We start from the raw sequence: 19,669 nt of genomic DNA on the forward strand, positions 1-19,669 counted from the left end.
CACCTTTCATGTTGACCGATAGTTGAAACACGCATTACAGCAACACAGAAAAGAGCGACGCCATCCCAACAAACGGGCATTAGTGGTGAGCCTGTAAATTGTGACTGAATCGCGACAGCCCCTTCAAAAAATCGTTATAGCTCATGAGCTTAGCATTCTCTGAATCATTAAAAAGAGTCACTTAAATGATTAGAATGTTAATAAACGCAACTCAACAAGAAGAGTTGCGCGTCGCGTTAGTGGACGGGCAGCGCCTGTATGATCTAGATATCGAATCAGGATCACGCGAGCAAAAGAAAGCAAACATCTACAAAGGCAAAATCACTCGTATTGAGCCGAGCCTAGAAGCCGCTTTCGTAGACTACGGCGCAGAACGCCACGGTTTCCTACCCTTAAAAGAAATCTCCAAAACTTACTTTTCTAAGAAATCCAACTCCGACGGTCGCATCAATATCAAAGATGTGTTGACGGAAGGTCAAGAAGTCATCGTTCAAGTTGATAAAGAAGAACGTGGCAACAAAGGCGCAGCCCTAACGACATTTGTCAGCTTAGCAGGCCGCTACCTTGTTTTGATGCCGAACAATCCTCGTGCTGGTGGCATATCTCGCCGCATCGATGGTGACGATCGCACTCAACTTAAAGAAGCTATGTCAGGCCTAGAAGTGCCAGACAATGGTGGTTTAATTGTACGTACTGCTGGGGTAGGTCGATCCACCGAAGAACTTCAATGGGACTTGGATTACCTACAAACTCTATGGGATTCGATCACTAAAGCCGCGGCTGATCGCCCTGCTCCTTTCTTGATTTACCAAGAAAGCAACATCGTTATTCGTGCTATTCGTGATTACTTACGCGATGACATTGGCGAAGTTCTAATCGACGAAAAGAACGTTTACCAAGATGCCCTAAACTTTGTTATGCAGGTGATGCCACACTTCAAGAACCGCATCAAGCTGTACACTGAGCCAACCCCTTTATTCAACCGCTTTCAGATCGAAACTCAGATCGAAACGGCATTCCAACGTGAAGTGCGACTACCTTCAGGTGGCTCAATTGTTATTGACCCAACCGAGGCACTGGTTTCCATTGATATTAACTCTGCCCGCGCTACTAAGGGCGGCGACATCGAAGAAACCGCGCTACAAACTAACTTAGAAGCAGCAGACGAGATTGCTCGTCAATTGCGTCTACGTGACATCGGCGGCTTGGTGGTGATCGATTTCATCGACATGACACCTGTGCGCAACCAAAAAGAAGTTGAAAACCGCATGAAAGCGGCTCTAGAAGCTGACCGCGCCCGCGTACAAATCGGTCGCATTTCACGCTTCGGCCTTCTAGAAATGTCTCGCCAACGTCTTCGTCCATCACTTGGCGAAACGAGTGGTATTGTATGTCCACGCTGTAACGGACAAGGTTTTATCCGTGACGTGGAATCTCTAGCACTTTCCGTACTTCGCCTAATCGAGGAAGAATGTGCCAAGGAACGCACCGCACAAATCCGTGCAATCCTACCTGTTTCAGTGGCGACCTTCCTGTTAAACGAGAAGCGCACCAACATTGCCAAGATCGAAAAACGCAACCACGTTCATATCATTTTGGTACCAAACCCACACATGGAAACACCACACTTCCATGTAGAACGCATTCGTGATGACAACGAAATCATCGCACAAGACGACAGCAGCTACGCTTTGATTGAAGAGCCAGTACAACCTCCGTACGAACCTCGTCAAGCGAGCGAGAATACACGTCAACAAGCAGCAGTAACCAGCATTGCACCAGCGCAACCAGCGCCAGCACCGGCTGCTCCGGAAGTGAAAGCAACGGTTAAAAAACCTGGCTTCTTCAAGCGCCTATTTAATGCCCTGTTTGGCTCTTCCGAAGAGACAGTTGAACAAGAAACAACCTCTAAGAAAGAAGAGCAAAAGCCAGCCAATAAAGCGTCTTCTGATGAGCGTAAACCGCAACGCAATCGTCCACGTGGCGAGCGTCGCCCTTCTTCTCGCCAACAGGACAAAGAGCCAAAAGCGCGCCAGGAAAGCGAGCAAAAGCCTAAATCAACACGTCAATCACGCCGTGCTCAGGCACAAGCTCAAACAGAAGACACAACAGCCAAAGAAACGACAAATCGCAACAAGCAGCGCGAGCAGTCAAATAAAGACGAGCAGCAAACCAAAGAACCAGCAACCAAGGTAAAAGCACGTCGTCCTGAGCCTGAGGTGACTGAGCGCAAACGCGACCGTAATGACAACAAACGCCGTAATGGCAAGTTGAAAGCCGAAGTTGAGCTTGCTCAAGCCGAGGCCGAAGTAGAAGCAAAAGCCGTTGCGGAGCAGCTTGAAATCGCTAACAACGACACTCAAGACGGTAGCGAAGCCAATAGCAGTGAGCGCAAGCCACGCCGTTCGCGCCGCTCGCGTCGCAACAACAATAAGTCTGAAGACTCTACTACAAACGCCGAAAGCAACAACACAGAAGAGCAGGCACCTGCTAAAGCTCCAAGCACAGAAGTTGCTGAAGAAATAGTTGCCAACACTGAGCAGAAAGAAGCCCCTAAGGCCTCTACTCAAGCGCCAGAAGCTGAAGCTATTACTGAAGAGACGACAGTAGAAGCACAAGTTGTCGCTGAGCAACAACCAGCACAAGCTGAAAAGCCAAGCAAACCCAAAATGTCTGTTAAAGCAGGCATGAATAAGGTTGAGCCAGTAACCGAACCAGCTGAAGCAACAACAGAAGAAGCCCCAGCAAAAGCTGAGGAACCGAAAGTTGCTGAAGTTACCGAGCAAGCTGCGGAAGTTGTTAAAGCAGAAACCTCCAATGAAGAAACCCCTTCATCAGAAGTTGAAGCAGCATCTCAGACAGACACTAACACAGCTTTAGAAGCACCAGCTGTAGAAGAAAAAGCTGAGCCAACGGCAACGACAGAAACAACTGATGATGACGTTGTTGCTGCACAAAGCGCTCAAGTTGAGTCTGCTCAAACAACAGAAACAGTAGTAGAAACTGCTTCTACTACAGAGACTGAAAGCACAACGGAAGCAAGCACTGAAGATAACACTTCTGACCGTAAAATCCGTCAGCCTCGCCCTATTCGTGGTCGCAAAGCTGCGAAGCCTACAACCAGCGAAGAGAAAGCACCAGTGCAATTACCTAAAGCGCTAGTTGAACAGCAAGAAAAGGCGAAGCAAGAACTGCAAGAGAAGCGCGAGCAAGCCGCTCAACAGCGCCGCCAACGTCGCTCTGGTCGAGTCAAGAATGATCCTCGCCTAGAGCGTCAAGACAATGCAGCAACAGAAAGCACAGAAACAGAATCTGTTGCGGAATAACGCTTTCACTTTGCTCCTGCGACAAGACAAAAAGCCAGCTAAGAAATTCTTAGCTGGCTTTTTTAATACTATTTTAAATGAGCTAATAAGACTCTATCGAAGATTAAAGCTTAGAGGTCGATTACCGTCACAGCACCTAAGGCAGGCGTAGCCCAATACGCTAAAGCTGCTTTTGCCTCACCATCCATATTGGTCAATATGGATAAATTACCAATCTGAAAGACTTGTGGCGCCGTCAGATCATTGTCAGTCTCAGAAGCCAACAAACGTAACACCTGTGCGGTAACCCCCTTACTCGGCTCGACAATCACCACCTCTGACAGCACATCATCAAACATTTCTTTTATCAAAGGATAATGCGTACAGGCAAGCACTAAGGTATCGGACTGATTTTGATGAACCAGCCCCGCAATACGTTCAACTTCAACACGAACCTTATCAAGGGAATGCGGCATTGAGTCAATCAAAGATGCCAATGTCTCGCTGGCTAGGATTGAAACTTCTGTGTCAAAGCGCCACGTATCTATCAGGTCATTCAATCGGCGGCTTTTACTGGTCGCCAATGTCGCCAATACTGTCACACGCTTACGCAAACTGCGGCTACATGCTGGCTTAACAGCAGGCTCCACCCCAACAACAGGAAGTTTTGCCACAGCTCTTAAATCCGTAATCCCAGCAACCGTTGCCGTGTTGCAAGCCACCACCATTAAATGGCAGCCTTGCTCAGTAAAGTACTGAGCAATTCTAATTAATCGTTGAGTGATGAATTCATTAGATTGGGCTCCGTAAGGAGCATAGGCTTGATCTGCAAAGTAGAGCAAATCCGCATGAGGTAAGGCCGAGTGAATTGACTGAAGGATGGTCAACCCACCCGCTCCAGAATCCATAACACCAATTTTTACTGACACTGAGCGGCTCCTAGTAACACCGGCTCACGCTCTAATTCAACGCCAAATATTTCTAAAACAGAACCTTTAATCCGCCGTTCAAGATCCAACAAAGCATTCGCCTTATCGCAATCATAGTTCACCAGCACCAGCGCCTGCTTTTCATAAACACCCACACCATGATCGCGATAGCCCTTCCAGCCTGCCTGATCATTTAACCAACCAGCCGCCAATTTCCAGCCCCCATCTTGCTCAAACGCCACCAAATTGGGAAATTGAGCCTTAATGGCATGATAAGTATCAGCATCTACTACTGGGTTTTTGAAAAAACTACCCGAGTTGGCGATCTCTAAAGGATCCGGCAACTTACTACGACGCACCTCACAAACCGCCTCGAAGACCTCGCGAATACCTGCACCGTCTGGCACAACATTTTTCAAGCCGCCGTATTCAAGCATTAAGCTAGGTTGTTTTTGCAAGTGCAAGGTAACAGAAGTGATGATATAGCGATCGCGCCACTCTTGTTTAAAGCGCGATTCACGATAACCAAAGGCACACTCGCCGGGCGACAAAATCTGCTCCGTCAGATCGCTAAGGTCGAACACTTTAATGGAGCTAATCGCATCCTTAACTTCGACACCGTAAGCACCGATGTTTTGTACCGGTGCCGCACCGACAGTACCTGGGATTAAAGCGAGGTTTTCAATGCCACCTAACCCCTGCTCTACAGCCCAAACCACACTTTCGTGCCATACCTCACCTGCACCAAACTCGACTTCAACATGAGATGCCGACTCAGCCAAGCGGCTAATGCCTTTCATACGATTGATTAACACCAACCCTGACACATCACCTTGCAGCAAAAGGTTACTTCCACCACCTAAGGTGGTGATCGACAATGCCTTATACCGGGCCCAAGCAACCGCATCAACCAGCTGCTCGACGGATTCAATCAGAGCAAAATATTCAGCCTGATAATCAAAACGAAATGTGTTGTAAGGCTGTAATGAAATATGTTGCTGAATAAACTCTGGGCGGTCATCAATCATAAAGATGATCCAAAAAGTCGTTACTGATCATCATGAGCTGATTTCTCATGTCTTCAAAACCTTGATCACCGCCATAGTAGGGATCACCCACTTCACCAAAATCTACAGCATCACGATACCGTCCAAACATCACTACCTTAGCATGACATTGAGCAGGCTTAATGCGCTGTAAATTGACAAGATTCTCTGCATCCATTGCCACAACCCAATCGAAGCGGTCGAAGTCTGACAGCGTCACTTGTCGTGCACGCTGATGACTAATATCAATACCAGCGCTTTTCAGAGCTCGAATCGAACGTGCATCCGGCAATTTACCAATATGGTAAGCAGCCGTCCCCGCAGAATCGACAGAGATATCTAGACCTTTCTGTTGCGCAAAATGCTCTAAAATGCCTTGCGCAGCAGGCGAGCGGCAAATATTACCTAAACAAACCGTCAGTACTTTCATTGCTTATTTGTCGTCAAGACGCTCTTCAGCTGTCAAAGTACGAGCCTCAGTCTCTAATAACACAGGAATACCATCGCGCACTGGGTAAGCCATACCGCCCATTTTACTAATCAGCTCAGTACCATCTTCACTTAGCGTCAATGGCGCCTTGGTCACTGGACAAACTAAAATCTCTAACAATGCTTTATTCATAATCCTGATTCTTCTGTTGTATTACTGCTTTTAAACGTGCACTAAGTGCCCGTACAAATTCTTCTGGTAACTCCAGCTGGGCCGCCACGTACCACCAATCATCAGCAGCACTGGCAAAGCTTTCAACTTTTACTGCGTCTTTCTCTGTCATCACTACTGAACAGCTGGCGCTTAAATCATCACGCTTATATGCATGATGATCAGCAAAAAAACGCGTTTCCACCGGTTGTTTCAAACCACTTGCTTTAAGAGATGTCATAAAGCGATCGGGATTTCCGATCCCTGCTATCACCATCCACTGCTTCTCTGAAAGGGCATCCAGCGATAGCGTCTTAGTACTTTCGACCAGATGAACTATACTCGCCAGATGTAAGCCGCCATGGAAGCAAGGTGTACTTGTTATGACAGGTGCAGGCTTGCCAATAGCGAAAACAAAATCTGCTTCGTTAAGTCGCGCTGCCGGTTCACGTAACGGCCCGACCGGCAATAGCATTCCATTACCTAAACCACGCTCAGCATCCACCATAACAATCTCTATATCACGGCCCATTGCATAATGCTGTAATCCGTCATCACTAATGATCACATCAACACTGTTCAACAGTTCTAAAGCTTGAATGGCTTCAGCGCGTTTGATAGAGACTGCAACTGGGCACTGAGTTCGGCGATACAGCATTAGAGGCTCATCGCCGACTTCTGCCGCTAAAGAGTGCTCTGCAACAATTACAGGCTGATTGCTTTCGCGTTTATGACCACGAGTTACAATACCCGGGCGATAACCTATTTGCTTTAGCAGAGTCGCTAAGGCAATAACCATGGGGGATTTGCCTGTGCCACCAACCGTGATATTACCCACCACAATTACAGGTAACTTAGACTGATAACTTTGATGCTGACGCTTACTTAAAAACCGTTGGCGTTTACTAAAAACAATCGGCGTGGTTAGCAACAACAAAGGCGCCAAACACCAAGTCCAACCTAGCTTGCTGTACCAAGAGCGAGAGAGAGAGCGCTCTAAACTCACTGACCATCCTCTCTTTGAGCAGTATGGGCCAACTTAGAAATACCAAGCTGCGCGGCAGCGTCATAGACCTTCATTACCATATCATAGGAAGCCTGCGCGTCCGCGGTGATGATTAGCGGTCGATCATAATTATTATTAAACGTTTCTTTTAAACCTTGCACCAAGGTATCAATGCGCTCATTGATCAAAGATTGCCCATTAATCACAAACTGCCCATCTCGTGTAATTGTCACCTCAACAGGGTTCTGAGTGGTAATGGAAGGGGCACCATTAGACGCCGTAGGCAAATCAATGGTCAGATCGGTCGTCTGTTTAAAGGTTGTGCTGACCATAAAAAAGATCAGCAGCAGAAACACCACATCAATCAATGGTGTAAGATTAATGCTGATGTCTTCTAGTTTCTGTCTGCGAAATTTCAATGGGGAGCCCCGCTATTCTTTGCCATCGGCATTGAGCACATCGATCAACTTAGTTGATTGCTGCTCCATGTTCACCACGACCTCGTCGATACGACGCACAAAATAACGATGAAAAACCAGTGCTGGAATCGCCACAACCAAGCCTGCAGCTGTAGTAATCAGGGCTTCAGAAATGCCGCCAGCCAATAATTGAGTATTGCCAGCCCCCTGTTCCATCAAGACATTAAAGACTTTAATCATACCCACAACAGTCCCTAGCAAACCGATCAGAGGCGAAATCGCAGCAATCGTCCCTAAGGTGCTCATGAAACGTTCTAATTCATGAATAACATGGTTAGCCGCTTCTTGAATGCTTTCTTTCATTGCACGACGACCATGCTTTGAATTTAATAAACCAGCCGCAAAAATAAAACTTAGGCCAGATTGAGACTGCATAGTACGAATGTAGTCGAGCGTCATTCGATCTTCCCGCAGGCGAGCCAACACATCAGATAACAATGATCTTGGCGCCACTCGGTTATTACGCAATGTCCAAAAGCGTTCCAGAACAATTGCAAGCGTAAGAATAGAACAAAGCAACAGTGGCCACATAAAGAAACCACCTGATTTAAAAAGCTCTAACACCGAGACCTCCCGTATCAAATTGCGGATAATTTAACACACTCTCAAGCCATTCTGCATGCTCGCAAGCAACTGTTTTCACAAGATTTAGTATTTGATAGCAATCTGAGGATTCAACCCGCCATCGCTCAGCGTCAAGATAAAAGCTAAGCCGCTCACCTTCTCGCATTGATAACACATTGACTTGCATAGCACGAAGCAAATTCGCACGCTCTTCATTATCGACTACCGCAATATGCCAACCCTCAACCAAGGCCCGTTCGGCAAGCGCCTCTTTAGTGGGATTAAGTGCTATTTTAGCCTCCCCTAGTCGCACCACAGTTGGTGCATTAAAAGCCACTTGCCCATCCACGTCTCGATTCCATGATACCACTTGGTAACGATCCTTATACCACTGAAAAGTCCATTCTGGTGTCAGGGGCGACAAAAGAGCGGCCAAAAGTAGCAACATTAAAAATCCCAATGAGCGCCTACTTGGCAACCAATACACGCCCCAAAAGCCCAAGCCAATCATTGTTAACTTAACCCATGCCATCACTTCATGATTGGGGGTTATCGCCATGACTTGATATAGAGGTGCTTCAATCCACTCATAGGACCAAAGTAACACAGAATCCAGATAACCATATAAATAGGACGTGTTGCAGCATGATAACTCCAACAAAGAAATTAGCGATATGGGGAACCAAACAAAGGCGACGAAGGGGATCAACAGTAAATTAATTACCACGACCAAAGGGCTTAAAGAGGATTGCCAGCCCAATGTCAGCAACAACGCAAAAAAGGACATTAAACATTGCATCCAAAGCATGCGCCCCCTCCCTTTGACACGCTCCAACAACAAGGCGATTAGCAACACAAAAGAAAACGACAGCCAGAAAGAAGGATCCAATGCCCTCCCTGGCCACTGCAATAGCATCAACCAGGCACAAAACCCCAGAACGTGCAGTAATGCCACCTTGTGATACGTCGCTCTAATCGTCAGAAACACCAGCGCCATTAAGGCCGCCCGAATAGCTGGCTCACCTAAACCGCTCCAATATGCGTAAGCAAAACTTGCTGGTACAGCCATCAACCAGTCGAGCCAAGCACGATGGCAAAAGGCTTGACGCAAAGCACGACTGAAGCGCCAAAATAAACGGCTGGCCGCGAGCGCTAACATACACACAAAGCCCACATGCAAGCCCGACACAACGAACAGATGAGTAATGCCCAAATAATTAATCAGCCAACGATCTCTTTCGTCCCAGCGACTACGATCCCCTTTAATAATGGAATACGCAAAACGCCAACTGGGATATTGATCAAGTTTCAACGGAAGTGGAGTCTGTTGTGCTTGTTTTGGTAAATACAACAAGGCATCCACCCCCTTTACATAGGCCAGATGCTCCCGGTAATCACCAAATAAGCGCGCAAAATTTAATCTTACAGGGAGCAGCTCACTGCTGGCTGGGCGATCACATAAACCGGCCTCGAAAGATCGCCCCTTATCTCTAACTATGAGACTGAAGTTCTCCAACTCACCATCACTTCGCAAGCAAGCCTGCTCAACATCCCAATAAAATGGCCCTTCAACTTCATTCTTTGTCCATTCTCTCCAACTATTGCTGCTTATCAGTGCAACTAAGGAAATAGTTACAATAAATAAACCAAGCCAGTCTTTACGAAAGATTTGATAGAGACATAATAGAAGGATACAAGTAGAATACAGCCACCGGAGCGATGGGGGTGTTAACAACGCACCCACCAGCACGCAAATATTTAAAAGCAGCATTGGACCTCCTTGTCCATGTGTCGCCTAAGTAGTTATTATGCCTAAGCATTACCTAAAGAAGTTTGTCCCAAACCCTGAAAAGCTAAAGCAAAACAAAGCTCTTGGACTGCTGGGGGCACAAATTTATGAAGCCGACTTGTGGCACCTATCACGCCGCTCAGTCGCTAAGGCGTTTTGGAATGGCCTATTCTGGGCAGCAATTCCAATGCCATTTCAAATGGTCATCTCTGCCTTATTCGCTATCCCACTACGCGCCAACATTCCCTTGTCGATTGCTTTAGTATGGATCACCAACCCTCTTACTATGCCAGTTGTATTTTATGTTAACTACATCATTGGCACTTGGATTGTAGGCAACGGAATAGATTCAGAATTTCAGATGTCGGTTGAATGGATCTGGCGACAAATGGAGCACATCTGGCTGCCTCTGTATGTTGGATCTGCTGTCACGGGGTTTGTATCCGGCGGTATCGCTTACTTCTCGATCTTACTATTATGGCGACTGCACGTCATTAAGCGCTGGAAAAACCGCCGCTTACGCAACCAACAGCCAAAATAGGCACTACTCAGAGTAAAATTGAAAAGGGGCTGAATGATCAGCCCCTTCTTATATCAGCCTGTTATTAAAGCGGTATGAGCGTTTTATTACTCAGGCGATAGGCCCGATCCATCCATGACAACATTTTCTCATCATGCGTTACTATCAAAAATGCCATCTGCTTTTCGTTTTTTAGACGCACGATAAGCTCTTGAATCTCTTTAGAAGTGGTTTCGTCCAAATTGCCTGTTGGCTCATCCATCAACACACATGCCGGATCATGAGCCAGCGCTCTAGCGATAGCAACTCGTTGACGCTCACCGCCAGACAACTGTGATGGACGGTGATCCAAGCGTTCACCCAAACCCACATCGCGTAGCAAATCGCTTGCAACTTGCTTAGCCTGCGCGGTTTTTACACCAGCAATCAGTAATGGCATCATGGCATTTTCGAGTGCACTAAACTCAGGCAGTAGATGATGAAACTGATACACAAAACCAAGTTTTTCATTGCGTAGTTTGGAACGCTTTGCATCACGCAAGCTGCCCCATGCCTGCCCTTCAATCTCAACCTGCCCGCTACTCGCCTTATCAAGCCCCGCCAATAAATTCAATAATGTGGTTTTACCTGAGCCTGAACTGCCAACAATCGCCACAGCTTCTCCTTTGCACAAGGCAAATTCGATGCTTTCAAACACCTGAATGTCTGTCTTACCGTCACGATATTGCTTACTTAAACCGGTACTACTCAGTACTACATTGTTACTCATAACGAAGCGCCTCCGCAGGATCCACTTTTGATGCACGCCAAGCTGGGTACAAGGTCGCCAAAACTGTCATGATAAACGCCGCAGAAACAATGAAGCGCACATCTTGCCACTCCAACTGAGAGGGCAAGTAGTTAATGAAATACACATCTCCACTTAGAAATTGAATCCCCAAGAACCCTTCCAACCAAGCAATGAAGTCGCTGACATTCAGTGCTGCCGTAACACCTAAAGCAAGTCCAATCAAAGTGCCTAATAGGCCAATAAAAATACCCTGAACAACAAACACCCACATTACTTGAGTTGAGGTTAAGCCCATGGTTCTCAGGATTGCAATGTCGTTGCGTTTATCCGTCACCACCATCACAAGCGTTGACACAATATTGAACGCAGCAACCGCCACAATCAGCAGCAACAGTAGACCAATCATGGTTTTTTCCATTTTAATCGCCTGAAATAAGTTACCGTGAGTGCGCGTCCAATCGCTGACTTTGTTTTGTCCTGGAATAGCACGAGCAATATCCCAAATCAGGCGCGGCGCATCAAACAAATCATCAAAAGCAATGCGCAATGCTTCCACATCATTCGGGTTATAGCGCTTTAACCGTGCCGCATCCTGAATATTGATATAAGCCAAACTGGAATCTAACTCCGCACCCACTTTAAAAGTACCAACTAAAGTAAAGCGCTTTAAAGTAGGTGTAATACCTGCAATTGAGACATTCGCTTTGGGAAGTAGCGCCGTTACTTTGTCACCGATCCGAACACCTAACATACGCGCCAGTTGCTCACCCAATACAATGCCATATTCACCCGAATGCAATGCTTCAATAGATCCAGAGGTCATATGATTCGGCAAAATAGATACGCTCGATTCTAAAGCTGGGTCGATACCATTTAACAAGGCTCCATGTACACCTCGGTCGGACTGAAACATGACCTGAGCTTGAATATGCGGTGCAACGGCCTTAACCCCCGGCATGGTTGCCACCTGCTCTGACATTTTCTGCCAGTTATCCAAAGTTGGATCCCCCCAGACGGTCGCATGAGGCACCATCCCAAGAATTCGTTCGCGCAATTCACGGTCGAAGCCATTCATTACCGACAAGACGGTAATAAGCACTGCAACACCCAATGCGATACCCGCAATGGATGAGAAACTGATGAAAGAGATAAAGTGGTTGGCGCGCTTTGCACGGGCATAACGCAGACCAATTTTCACTGGCAATAAATTCATTTAACAATCGTCCATAACAAAAAAGGGGCTTAAAGCCCCCTTCTTATGATTCGCAAGTATTAGGCATCAAAATCGATACCAATACGGCGACCAACATCTTCATAGGCTTCAATCACACCGCCAAGACCTTGACGGAAACGATCTTTGTCCATTTTTTCTTTGGTTTCAGCATCCCATAGACGGCAGCCATCTGGAGAGAACTCATCACCAAGAACCACTTCACCATTGAATAGACCAAACTCAAGTTTGTAGTCTACTAGGATCATGCCGCCTTCAGCGAAAAGCGCTTTTAGCACGTCGTTTACTTTGAAAGTTAGTTCTTTTGCTTTAGCAAGATGCTCAGGTTTTGCCCAACCAAAAGACTCAACATGAGACTCATTGATCATTGGATCACCCAGTGCATCGTTCTTAAGGAACAATTCAAACGTAGGTGGGTTTAGCTCCAAACCTTCTTGAACACCAAGACGGCGGCATAGGCTACCTGCAGCAACATTACGTACAACACACTCGATTGGCATCATATCAAGACGCTTAACCAAAGATTCCGTGTCGCTTAGCAAAGCTTCAAAGTGCGTTGGGATACCAGCAGCTTCAAGTTTACCCATAATGAAGGCATTAAATTTGTTATTTACCATGCCTTTACGATCTAGCTGCTCAACTTTTTTGCCGTCGAAAGCAGACGTGTCGTTACGGAATACTAGAACCATTTTATCAGGGTCATCGGTTCGAAATACCGATTTTGCTTTGCCTGCATATAGCTCTTGTCGTTTTTCCATGTGGAGAATCTCCAATAAATACTGTGAGGGATAAATTATTTCGCTAGCAGCGAAAGGATTCGATAGGACGTCAGTGCTGGATGGTCCGTCGCTGATGCATCTACCGTTAAAAAGTAGCCTTCCCGTTGGCGAATCAATTGATAAGGATAGCTACGCTCTGTCCATTCTACATCATCGAGATTTCGACGACGCACCTTAAATAGGATCACTTCTTCATCTTTTGCCAACGCGCCTAACGGCACTTTAAAATCAATAATGTCGCCAACTCGCGCTAGCTTATCTTGTGGCACCAAGGCTAATTCTTTTGGCTCTTCACTAGTGATATGTAGGCCAGAACTGTCGCGAATGAAGCTGTCGACCGACTCTGGATCAGCATTCCTACCTAAGAACAATGCCAGTTTGCCTTCACGATTAGTCCAGATGCGTGATTCACGAACTGGCTCACGGCCTTGATTGGATAATAAAGCGGTTTCAACCGTCAGCTCTCTCGATATATGAGACCAAGCATCGACCATTTGGCTTGCAGATGCTTCATCAAGCGTCAAGTCAACTGCTTTTTTTACGCCCTCAGAATCAATTGCTACCAACTGAATTTTAGTGATAGTTTGCGTACGTGTTGGCTCAAAGTTCACTGTCAATTGGTATTGCGTAGGTTTCAGACGTGTCACACTGCTCCAAAGTTTGCCCAAGCCACTTTGGCTTTCAAACTGCAGAGGCTCACTCACCAACTCAGTTTCCGTCTTGCTTTGGAAAACCACCGCCTCACCACTAAAGCTGGAGAAATAATCCGTCATCAATTTTTTCGACTGAGCGATACTTGCTGGGATTTTCAGTGTCACATCGTACTGTCCAATCACCATTGGCACGTGAGTCATAGACTCATACAACTTAGGTGCACGGGGCGTCTCAAACTCCCCCGTCGCTTGTAACGTTGCAACACGATCTTCATTTGGAATGATCATCTTATCGGAAACATCGTGTCGCCCAGCAGGTAGCTTCAGTTCAACTTCACTGCTTCGAGCCGACTGATAATCTAATCCGTGGTCAGTAACCATGTTAGAACAGCCTGACAGCAACACCACAGAGGCCAAGCTCCCTGTCATCACCAATTTCTTGGTAAGTTTGCTCATACTTATTTGTCCTTAATACCAGAAACCACTAACGCTTCGTTTACTGCATCATGGTATGCCGCAGACAAATCTGTCAATGGCAAACGAATTGACAAATCACAAAGCCCTAACTGAGCAGCCGCCCATTTCACAGGAATTGGATTCGGCTCGACAAATAGCGCACTATGCAACGCTTTGATACTGTTATCAACCGAGTGGGCCGCCTCAGCATCACCCGCTAAAGCAAGCTCTGCCGCTTTAGCGACTGCCGCAGGTGCAACGTTAGCCGTCACGGAAATATTTCCTTTACCACCCATTAGGATTAGGTCGACGGCTGTTGGATCATCACCAGAATACACCGCAAAGCCTTCAGGTGCCTTTTCAATCAGCTCTTTACCACGCTCAAGATTACCAGTGGCATCTTTAATGCCAATGATGTTAGAAATGTTGGCAAGGCGTAAGGTGGTCTCGTTGGACATGTCAGCCACGGTACGACCCGGTACGTTGTATAAAATCTGTGGAATATCGACCGCTTCAGCGATGGCTTTAAAATGTAGATACATGCCTTCTTGAGTGGGACGATTGTAGTAAGGAACGACTAATAAACATGCGTCAGCACCTGCTTCTTTAGCACGCTGAGTTAGATCGATGGCTTCGTGAGTAGAGTTAGCTCCCGTGCCCGCAATGACTGGCACTCGACCATTCACTTTTTCAACAACCTGACGAATAACATCAGCATGTTCATCGTAAGTTAATGTGGCAGATTCACCTGTCGTACCAACAGCAACAATACCGTGAGTACCTTGAGCAATATGGTATTCAACGAGCTCATCTAGCTTTTGCTTATCGATACTACCATCCAATTTCATTGGTGTGATAAGCGCCACTAAGCTTCCAGTAATCATTCTTACATCTCCACATTGAATTAAGCGTGCATAGTCTACCGCTCACGTAACCCCTATACAACACACCAGAAAGGCAATATTTGGCCTAACTGAGATATCAAGTACACTTGGCATCCAATTTGACGACTTTCTACGTATAGAAAGCGCAAACTATTGAACAAACGGAGCAGAAAATGAGTTTAAGCATCGGACAAACCGCGCCAGATTTCACCTCAAAAGACCAAAACGGCAATCCTGTTAAACTAAGCGATTATCGCGGCAAAAAAGTAGTACTCTATTTCTACCCAAAAGACTCAACGCCGGGTTGCACCGCACAAGCCTGCAACTTACGCGATAATCACCAAGCCTTAATCGACGCAGGTTATGTCGTCCTTGGCATTAGCCCTGACAGTGAAAAGCGCCATCAAAACTTCATTTCTAAAAATGAGCTTCCATTTACTCTAATCTCGGACGAAGACAAGTCTGTTCATGAGCTATATGGCACTTGGCAGTTGAAAAAGTTCATGGGGCGCGAATACATGGGCACGGTACGCACCACCTTTATCATTGATGAAAATGGTACGATTGAAAACATTATTGAAAAAGTAAAAACCAAAGATCATACCGCTCAGATTCTATAGTGCACAGACACATGAAGCCCAGCGTATGCTGGGCTTCATTGGGTTCTTACTATTACTTATGCCTTTTTATCATCGGATATCAAACGTTGATCGTTTACGCGCGGCCATGCATTAATAATCGCTTTGACTAACGTTGCTAGGGGAATGGCAAAGAACACCCCCCAAAAGCCCCAAATTCCGCCAAAGAACAGTACGGCAATGATAATTGCCAGAGGGTGTAAGTTCACAGCTTCTGAAAACAATAGTGGCACCAGTACGTTACCATCCAACGCTTGCACCACTAAATACGCAATAAACACATACCAAAATTCATTGCTGGCGCCAAACTGATAAAAGGCAACTAACACCACTGGAACTGTCACCCCTGCCGCCCCAATGTAGGGAATCAGCACCGATAAGCCTACTAGCAGAGCTAACAAAGCTGAATACCTCAAATCAAAGAACCAAAACACCGCAAACGTCACCACTCCGACAACAATCATCTCAATCACCTTGCCACGAATATAGTTAGCAATTTGATCATTCATCTCGTGGGAAATATCACGCATCATCTGACGCTCTTTGGGCAGCCACGAGGTCATATAAGAAATAATTTTGGCTTGGTCTTTCAAGACAAAAAACATCACCAGCGGAACCAACACCAAATACAGCATCAACGAAAACAAAGAAGGGATGCTGGTTAAAGAGTAAGACAACAGCCACTGCCCTACCGTCGCCGCCTCAGAAGCCAACAAATTTACGACTTCATCAACAGCACCTTGACTCACGTATGAAGAGTGTTCTTGAGCAAGCGCCTGAATAAAGGCCTGCAAATCACCAAACATACGAGGCAAATCATTTACAAAACGCACCGCTTGCTTCCAAATGATCGGCACCATGACACCAATGAAGGTGCCGCAAACAGTGATAAAAGCGATAAATACCAGCGTGACCGAGAGGTTGTGACTTAAACCTAGCTTTTTGCAACGACTAATAATCCCCTGCAATAAAAAGGCGAACACCACAGCAATAAAGACTGGCGCAAGTATTCCGCCCCAAAATGCCATCACCAGCAGTGTCGAAATCAGTAGCAAAATAAAGATCACCACCTCTTCATTATTGAGGTAGCGGGTCATTAAGTTATCAAGTATCCGGATCATAACTAGGACTCTTGTTTGCGAGTTACAAAATGAAAAGTACCGCCCTGCTCACCTTGATCAAGTAAGGGTAGGCCCACCAACGCCAAAAAGTGAGGAATATCTTTTAGTGATCCCTCATCCCTTGCATAAACACAAATCGTCTCACCTTCCGCCATTTTTGCTAAAGCCAGTTTTAACTTAAGTAAAGGCATTGGACATCGATCTTCTTTTGCATCTAGGATTACGTCATACTGCTGTGCGTTAAGCATTTTTTATCCCGCTTCAAAACTCAGGCCACTATGAGACATTTTTTTTTACGAATCAGCAAGCTACTTCTACCAATTAGCTTGGCATCCATCATGAACCTGGCATGCGCCAACGCCAATGACTTGCCAGATCTTGCACGCTATGAAAATGAGCGCGGCCTATCCAACCCAAGCTATATTCTTGGCCAGTACTGGTTCCGTAAAATTAATGGCAGTGCAGGACTTATTGAGTTTCCGCCGGCATACAACTACCTAAGAGAGGCCGTTGCCAGCATTGTGCCAAACACAGGGCTATACGATAAGACCATTGACCTTGCCCTACTCAATAGCACTGAAACTAACGCTTTCGTTATCCCTGGCAATCACTTATTTATTTACTCTGACATTCTTAGGTTAATAAACAATGAAAGCACTTTGATGGGGCTTTTAGCACACGAAGTCTCCCATCTAGAACTGCATCACTACCAACGCTCCCTTGAGAACCAAAAAAATGAGCAAGCTAAGGCTCTTTTGCTAGTACTAGCAGGCGTTGCGGCGGCAACGGCTGGAGATGGAGAAACCACTTCCGCTCTTTGGCTTGGAGGCATGGCCAATCAAGTTGAGAATATGCTGAGCTATTCACGCGCCCATGAACAGGAAGCGGATCGTCGTGGCAGAGAATTGATGCAACTGAGTGGCTTTCCTACAAGCGGCATGAACGAACTTTTAGCTGGACTATTCAAGCAATCTTTGGGCAGCAATCGTATTGAATTTTTGTCAACCCACCCACTACCACAAAATCGCCTAAGCGATAGCCTTACAGGCCAAGAGCAAACATCAGTCCTATTTACCCCATCGTCCGATTCGTTTCGTTACTTTCGTGCGACATTACTTTCCTATAGAGCTGCACTGGAAGGCAACCGTTACAGAAATTTTCTGAGCAGTAGCTTAACCACCAGTGACGAGTACCATTACGGTTTGGCATTAGCCGAATTATTAATGCACTACAATGAAACCGCATTGGAAAATATTAACAAAGTGCAATCGCGCAACGAATTTGTCGACTACTTAAAAACCATTATTTATCTCACCGTCGACCAAGACGAACAAGCTAAGCAAGTTATCGAGGACCGCCTTGCATTGGCACCAAACGACTTAACATTTACCTATTTAGCAGGCCAAGTAAAAGAACAAAAGCCTTATCTACGCACTACTCCAGATCAACTGGGATACGAAAAACGAATGGTTTACAGACATAATATTGCGGTAGCAAGACAACGCAACAATCAACCTTACGCATTGTATAACCATGCCCTGCTGCAGTTTGAACTAGGAAAAGACAAACCTGCATTAAACCTGATCAATCGCGCTATCAAACAATCGTCTGGCAGTGATAGAAGTGAAATGGAAAGCATGAAAACTCAGTTGGAATTACTTGAGGACGCCCAGCGAAGAGAAGATCTAAATTAATCTTCAATAAGTCACCTAAAAACAAAAAAGCAGCTTAAAAGCTGCTTTTTTAAATCAGTCGAATCTTGGCTTAGGCTTTTTTGAAATCCAACATACGCTGCAAAGGTTTCAGTGCCTTGATACGTACTTCATCATCCACAAAAATCTCATCACTTCCGTCGCGCAATGCATTACGCAACAACTCAAGTGAGTTCAATGCCATCCACGGACAATGAGCACAGCTACGACAGGTCGCACCTGAGCCAGCTGTTGGCGCTTCAACAAAGCGTTTCTCAGGTGAGGCTTGCTTCATCTTGTAGAAAATACCGCGATCGGTCGCAACGATAAAAGTATCGTTGTCCATCTCTTTCGATGCTTTCAGCAACTGAGATGTTGAACCGACTACATCAGCAATTTCCACAACTGACTCCGGCGACTCAGGGTGCACCAGAACCGCTGCATCAGGGTAAATTGCCTTAAGGTCTAAAATACCTTTGGCTTTAAACTCTTCGTGAACAATACAAGCACCATCCCAAAGTAAAACGTCAGCACCAGTTTGTGACTGTACGTAGTTACCTAGATGTTGATCTGGGGCCCAGATAATCTTTTCACCGTTATCACTTAAGTGTTGCACCACATCCAAAGCAATGGCGGACGTCACAACCCAATCCGCTCGCGCTTTAACCGCCGCTGAAGTATTGGCATACACAACCACAGTACGATCAGGATGTTGATCACAGAATTTTGAAAACTCATCTTCAGGACAACCGATATCCAAAGAGCAGGTTGCCTCAAGAGTTGGCATCAGAATGGTTTTTTCTGGGCTGAGAATTTTTGCCGTCTCACCCATAAACTTAACACCAGCAACCACAAGTGTTTTCGCAGGATGCTCTGCCCCAAATCTGGCCATATCTAAGGAGTCAGCGATAATACCGCCAGTTTCTTCAGCAAGCTCTTGAATGGCATCTTCCGTATAGTAATGAGCCACTAGGACGGCATTTTTCTCTTTTAAAAGAGCTTTGATTTCATCGCGAAGCGCTTGGTTATCAACAACTGGCTTTTTAAGTGATTCTTCAGCTTCAGATAAGTATTTCTGAACTGTATCGCGTAACGCGGCTTTATCGATTAATTCAGACATTGAATAACCCCTTGGAAATGGGCGGTGT

At 46.0% G+C, this 19,669-nt stretch carries 20 protein-coding genes; 4 read left to right on the forward strand and 16 right to left on the reverse strand.

The window, feature by feature from the left end; genetic code table 11:
* Positions 1-185: 185 nt before the first annotated feature.
* Positions 186-3,326: a ribonuclease E gene (gene rne, locus ASC49_RS08870; RefSeq protein ID WP_055462893.1), complete on the forward strand. Its 3,141-nt coding sequence runs from the start codon at positions 186-188 to the stop codon at positions 3,324-3,326.
* 110 nt (positions 3,327-3,436) lie between these two features.
* Here rne and murI read toward each other — a convergent pair whose 3' ends face one another.
* Genes murI through ASC49_RS08910 form a run of 8 tightly spaced genes read right to left on the reverse strand, consistent with a single transcriptional unit; the run spans position 3,437 to position 9,740 of the window.
* The gene (gene murI / locus ASC49_RS08875; RefSeq protein WP_055462894.1) at positions 3,437-4,234 is read right to left on the reverse strand and encodes a glutamate racemase; all 798 of its coding nucleotides are present in this window, start codon (positions 4,232-4,234) and stop codon (positions 3,437-3,439) included.
* Positions 4,225-5,262: a UDP-N-acetylmuramate dehydrogenase gene (gene murB / locus ASC49_RS08880; protein WP_055462895.1), complete on the reverse strand. Its 1,038-nt coding sequence runs from the start codon at positions 5,260-5,262 to the stop codon at positions 4,225-4,227. The genes murI and murB overlap by 10 nt, the downstream gene beginning before the upstream one ends.
* Positions 5,255-5,710: a low molecular weight protein-tyrosine-phosphatase gene (locus tag ASC49_RS08885; RefSeq protein WP_055462896.1), complete on the reverse strand. Its 456-nt coding sequence runs from the start codon at positions 5,708-5,710 to the stop codon at positions 5,255-5,257. The genes murB and ASC49_RS08885 overlap by 8 nt, the downstream gene beginning before the upstream one ends.
* 3 nt (positions 5,711-5,713) lie before the next feature.
* Positions 5,714-5,902, reverse strand: coding sequence for a Trm112 family protein (locus ASC49_RS08890; protein WP_055462897.1), 189 nt, complete (start codon positions 5,900-5,902; stop codon positions 5,714-5,716).
* A complete protein-coding gene (gene lpxK / locus ASC49_RS08895; RefSeq protein WP_055462898.1) occupies positions 5,895-6,926 on the reverse strand; it encodes a tetraacyldisaccharide 4'-kinase in 1,032 nt (343 codons plus the stop codon). The genes ASC49_RS08890 and lpxK overlap by 8 nt, the downstream gene beginning before the upstream one ends.
* Positions 6,923-7,345, reverse strand: coding sequence for an ExbD/TolR family protein (locus tag ASC49_RS08900; protein ID WP_055462899.1), 423 nt, complete (start codon positions 7,343-7,345; stop codon positions 6,923-6,925). The genes lpxK and ASC49_RS08900 overlap by 4 nt, the downstream gene beginning before the upstream one ends.
* Positions 7,346-7,357: 12 nt before the next feature.
* Positions 7,358-7,969 (reverse strand): MotA/TolQ/ExbB proton channel family protein, encoded by a 612-nt coding sequence (locus ASC49_RS08905; RefSeq protein ID WP_055462900.1) that lies wholly within the window; start codon positions 7,967-7,969, stop codon positions 7,358-7,360.
* The gene (locus ASC49_RS08910) at positions 7,953-9,740 is read right to left on the reverse strand and encodes a ComEC/Rec2 family competence protein (RefSeq protein ID WP_055462901.1); all 1,788 of its coding nucleotides are present in this window, start codon (positions 9,738-9,740) and stop codon (positions 7,953-7,955) included. Before ASC49_RS08910 ends, ASC49_RS08905 begins: the two co-directional genes overlap by 17 nt.
* Before the next feature lie 37 nt (positions 9,741-9,777).
* On the opposite strand from ASC49_RS08910, the gene ASC49_RS08915 reads away from it, so the two are divergent.
* On the forward strand, positions 9,778-10,299 hold the full coding sequence (locus ASC49_RS08915) for a DUF2062 domain-containing protein (RefSeq protein ID WP_055462902.1): 522 nt from the start codon (positions 9,778-9,780) through the stop codon (positions 10,297-10,299).
* 64 nt (positions 10,300-10,363) lie between these two features.
* Here the strand turns inward: ASC49_RS08915 and ASC49_RS08920 are convergent, their stop codons facing one another.
* Genes ASC49_RS08920 through dapA form a run of 5 tightly spaced genes read right to left on the reverse strand, consistent with a single transcriptional unit; the run spans position 10,364 to position 15,071 of the window.
* A complete protein-coding gene (locus ASC49_RS08920; RefSeq protein WP_055462903.1) occupies positions 10,364-11,047 on the reverse strand; it encodes an ABC transporter ATP-binding protein in 684 nt (227 codons plus the stop codon).
* On the reverse strand, positions 11,040-12,281 hold the full coding sequence (locus ASC49_RS08925) for a lipoprotein-releasing ABC transporter permease subunit (protein ID WP_055462904.1): 1,242 nt from the start codon (positions 12,279-12,281) through the stop codon (positions 11,040-11,042). Before ASC49_RS08925 ends, ASC49_RS08920 begins: the two co-directional genes overlap by 8 nt.
* Before the next feature lie 59 nt (positions 12,282-12,340).
* A complete protein-coding gene (purC, locus tag ASC49_RS08930) occupies positions 12,341-13,057 on the reverse strand; it encodes a phosphoribosylaminoimidazolesuccinocarboxamide synthase (RefSeq protein ID WP_055462905.1) in 717 nt (238 codons plus the stop codon).
* 35 nt (positions 13,058-13,092) lie between these two features.
* Positions 13,093-14,187 carry a hypothetical protein gene (locus ASC49_RS08935; protein ID WP_055462906.1) on the reverse strand — a complete coding sequence of 365 codons (1,095 nt, stop codon included), beginning with the start codon at positions 14,185-14,187 and terminating at the stop codon, positions 13,093-13,095.
* Positions 14,188-14,189: 2 nt separating this feature from the next.
* Positions 14,190-15,071: a 4-hydroxy-tetrahydrodipicolinate synthase gene (gene dapA / locus ASC49_RS08940; protein ID WP_055462907.1), complete on the reverse strand. Its 882-nt coding sequence runs from the start codon at positions 15,069-15,071 to the stop codon at positions 14,190-14,192.
* 173 nt (positions 15,072-15,244) lie between these two features.
* Between dapA and bcp the strand changes: the two genes are divergently transcribed.
* A complete protein-coding gene (gene bcp, locus ASC49_RS08945) occupies positions 15,245-15,691 on the forward strand; it encodes a thioredoxin-dependent thiol peroxidase (RefSeq protein ID WP_055462908.1) in 447 nt (148 codons plus the stop codon).
* Positions 15,692-15,747: 56 nt separating this feature from the next.
* Here bcp and ASC49_RS08950 read toward each other — a convergent pair whose 3' ends face one another.
* Together ASC49_RS08950 and ASC49_RS08955 are read right to left on the reverse strand one after the other, a co-directional pair.
* A complete protein-coding gene (locus tag ASC49_RS08950) occupies positions 15,748-16,830 on the reverse strand; it encodes an AI-2E family transporter (protein ID WP_055462909.1) in 1,083 nt (360 codons plus the stop codon).
* A gap of 2 nt (positions 16,831-16,832) precedes the next feature.
* Positions 16,833-17,078, reverse strand: coding sequence for a sulfurtransferase TusA family protein (locus ASC49_RS08955; protein WP_055462910.1), 246 nt, complete (start codon positions 17,076-17,078; stop codon positions 16,833-16,835).
* A gap of 90 nt (positions 17,079-17,168) precedes the next feature.
* Between ASC49_RS08955 and ASC49_RS08960 the strand changes: the two genes are divergently transcribed.
* A complete protein-coding gene (locus tag ASC49_RS08960; protein ID WP_055462911.1) occupies positions 17,169-18,524 on the forward strand; it encodes a M48 family metallopeptidase in 1,356 nt (451 codons plus the stop codon).
* Between the two features lie 70 nt (positions 18,525-18,594).
* On the opposite strand, the gene nadA is transcribed toward ASC49_RS08960, so the two are convergent.
* Positions 18,595-19,641: a quinolinate synthase NadA gene (nadA, locus tag ASC49_RS08965; protein ID WP_055462912.1), complete on the reverse strand. Its 1,047-nt coding sequence runs from the start codon at positions 19,639-19,641 to the stop codon at positions 18,595-18,597.
* Positions 19,642-19,669: the final 28 nt, after the last annotated feature.

It is taken from the genome of Marinomonas fungiae (genome assembly GCF_001418205.1).
GTDB lineage: Bacteria > Pseudomonadota > Gammaproteobacteria > Pseudomonadales > Marinomonadaceae > Marinomonas > Marinomonas fungiae.

Bases quoted from the DNA above. Each gene is read 5' to 3' on its own strand.
- rne (WP_055462893.1), top strand. From the start codon at position 186: ATGATTAGAATGTTAATAAACGCAACTCAACAAGAAGAGTTGCGCGTC.
- murB (WP_055462895.1), bottom strand. From the start codon at position 5,262: ATGATTGATGACCGCCCAGAGTTTATTCAGCAACATATTTCATTACAG.
- ASC49_RS08885 (WP_055462896.1), bottom strand. From the start codon at position 5,710: ATGAAAGTACTGACGGTTTGTTTAGGTAATATTTGCCGCTCGCCTGCT.
- ASC49_RS08890 (WP_055462897.1), bottom strand. From the start codon at position 5,902: ATGAATAAAGCATTGTTAGAGATTTTAGTTTGTCCAGTGACCAAGGCG.
- ASC49_RS08910 (WP_055462901.1), bottom strand. From the start codon at position 9,740: ATGCTGCTTTTAAATATTTGCGTGCTGGTGGGTGCGTTGTTAACACCC.
- ASC49_RS08915 (WP_055462902.1), top strand. From the start codon at position 9,778: ATGCCTAAGCATTACCTAAAGAAGTTTGTCCCAAACCCTGAAAAGCTA.
- ASC49_RS08920 (WP_055462903.1), bottom strand. From the start codon at position 11,047: ATGAGTAACAATGTAGTACTGAGTAGTACCGGTTTAAGTAAGCAATAT.
- ASC49_RS08925 (WP_055462904.1), bottom strand. From the start codon at position 12,281: ATGAATTTATTGCCAGTGAAAATTGGTCTGCGTTATGCCCGTGCAAAG.
- purC (WP_055462905.1), bottom strand. From the start codon at position 13,057: ATGGAAAAACGACAAGAGCTATATGCAGGCAAAGCAAAATCGGTATTT.
- ASC49_RS08935 (WP_055462906.1), bottom strand. From the start codon at position 14,187: ATGAGCAAACTTACCAAGAAATTGGTGATGACAGGGAGCTTGGCCTCT.
- dapA (WP_055462907.1), bottom strand. From the start codon at position 15,071: ATGATTACTGGAAGCTTAGTGGCGCTTATCACACCAATGAAATTGGAT.
- bcp (WP_055462908.1), top strand. From the start codon at position 15,245: ATGAGTTTAAGCATCGGACAAACCGCGCCAGATTTCACCTCAAAAGAC.
- ASC49_RS08950 (WP_055462909.1), bottom strand. From the start codon at position 16,830: ATGATCCGGATACTTGATAACTTAATGACCCGCTACCTCAATAATGAA.
- ASC49_RS08955 (WP_055462910.1), bottom strand. From the start codon at position 17,078: ATGCTTAACGCACAGCAGTATGACGTAATCCTAGATGCAAAAGAAGAT.
- ASC49_RS08960 (WP_055462911.1), top strand. From the start codon at position 17,169: ATGAACCTGGCATGCGCCAACGCCAATGACTTGCCAGATCTTGCACGC.
- nadA (WP_055462912.1), bottom strand. From the start codon at position 19,641: ATGTCTGAATTAATCGATAAAGCCGCGTTACGCGATACAGTTCAGAAA.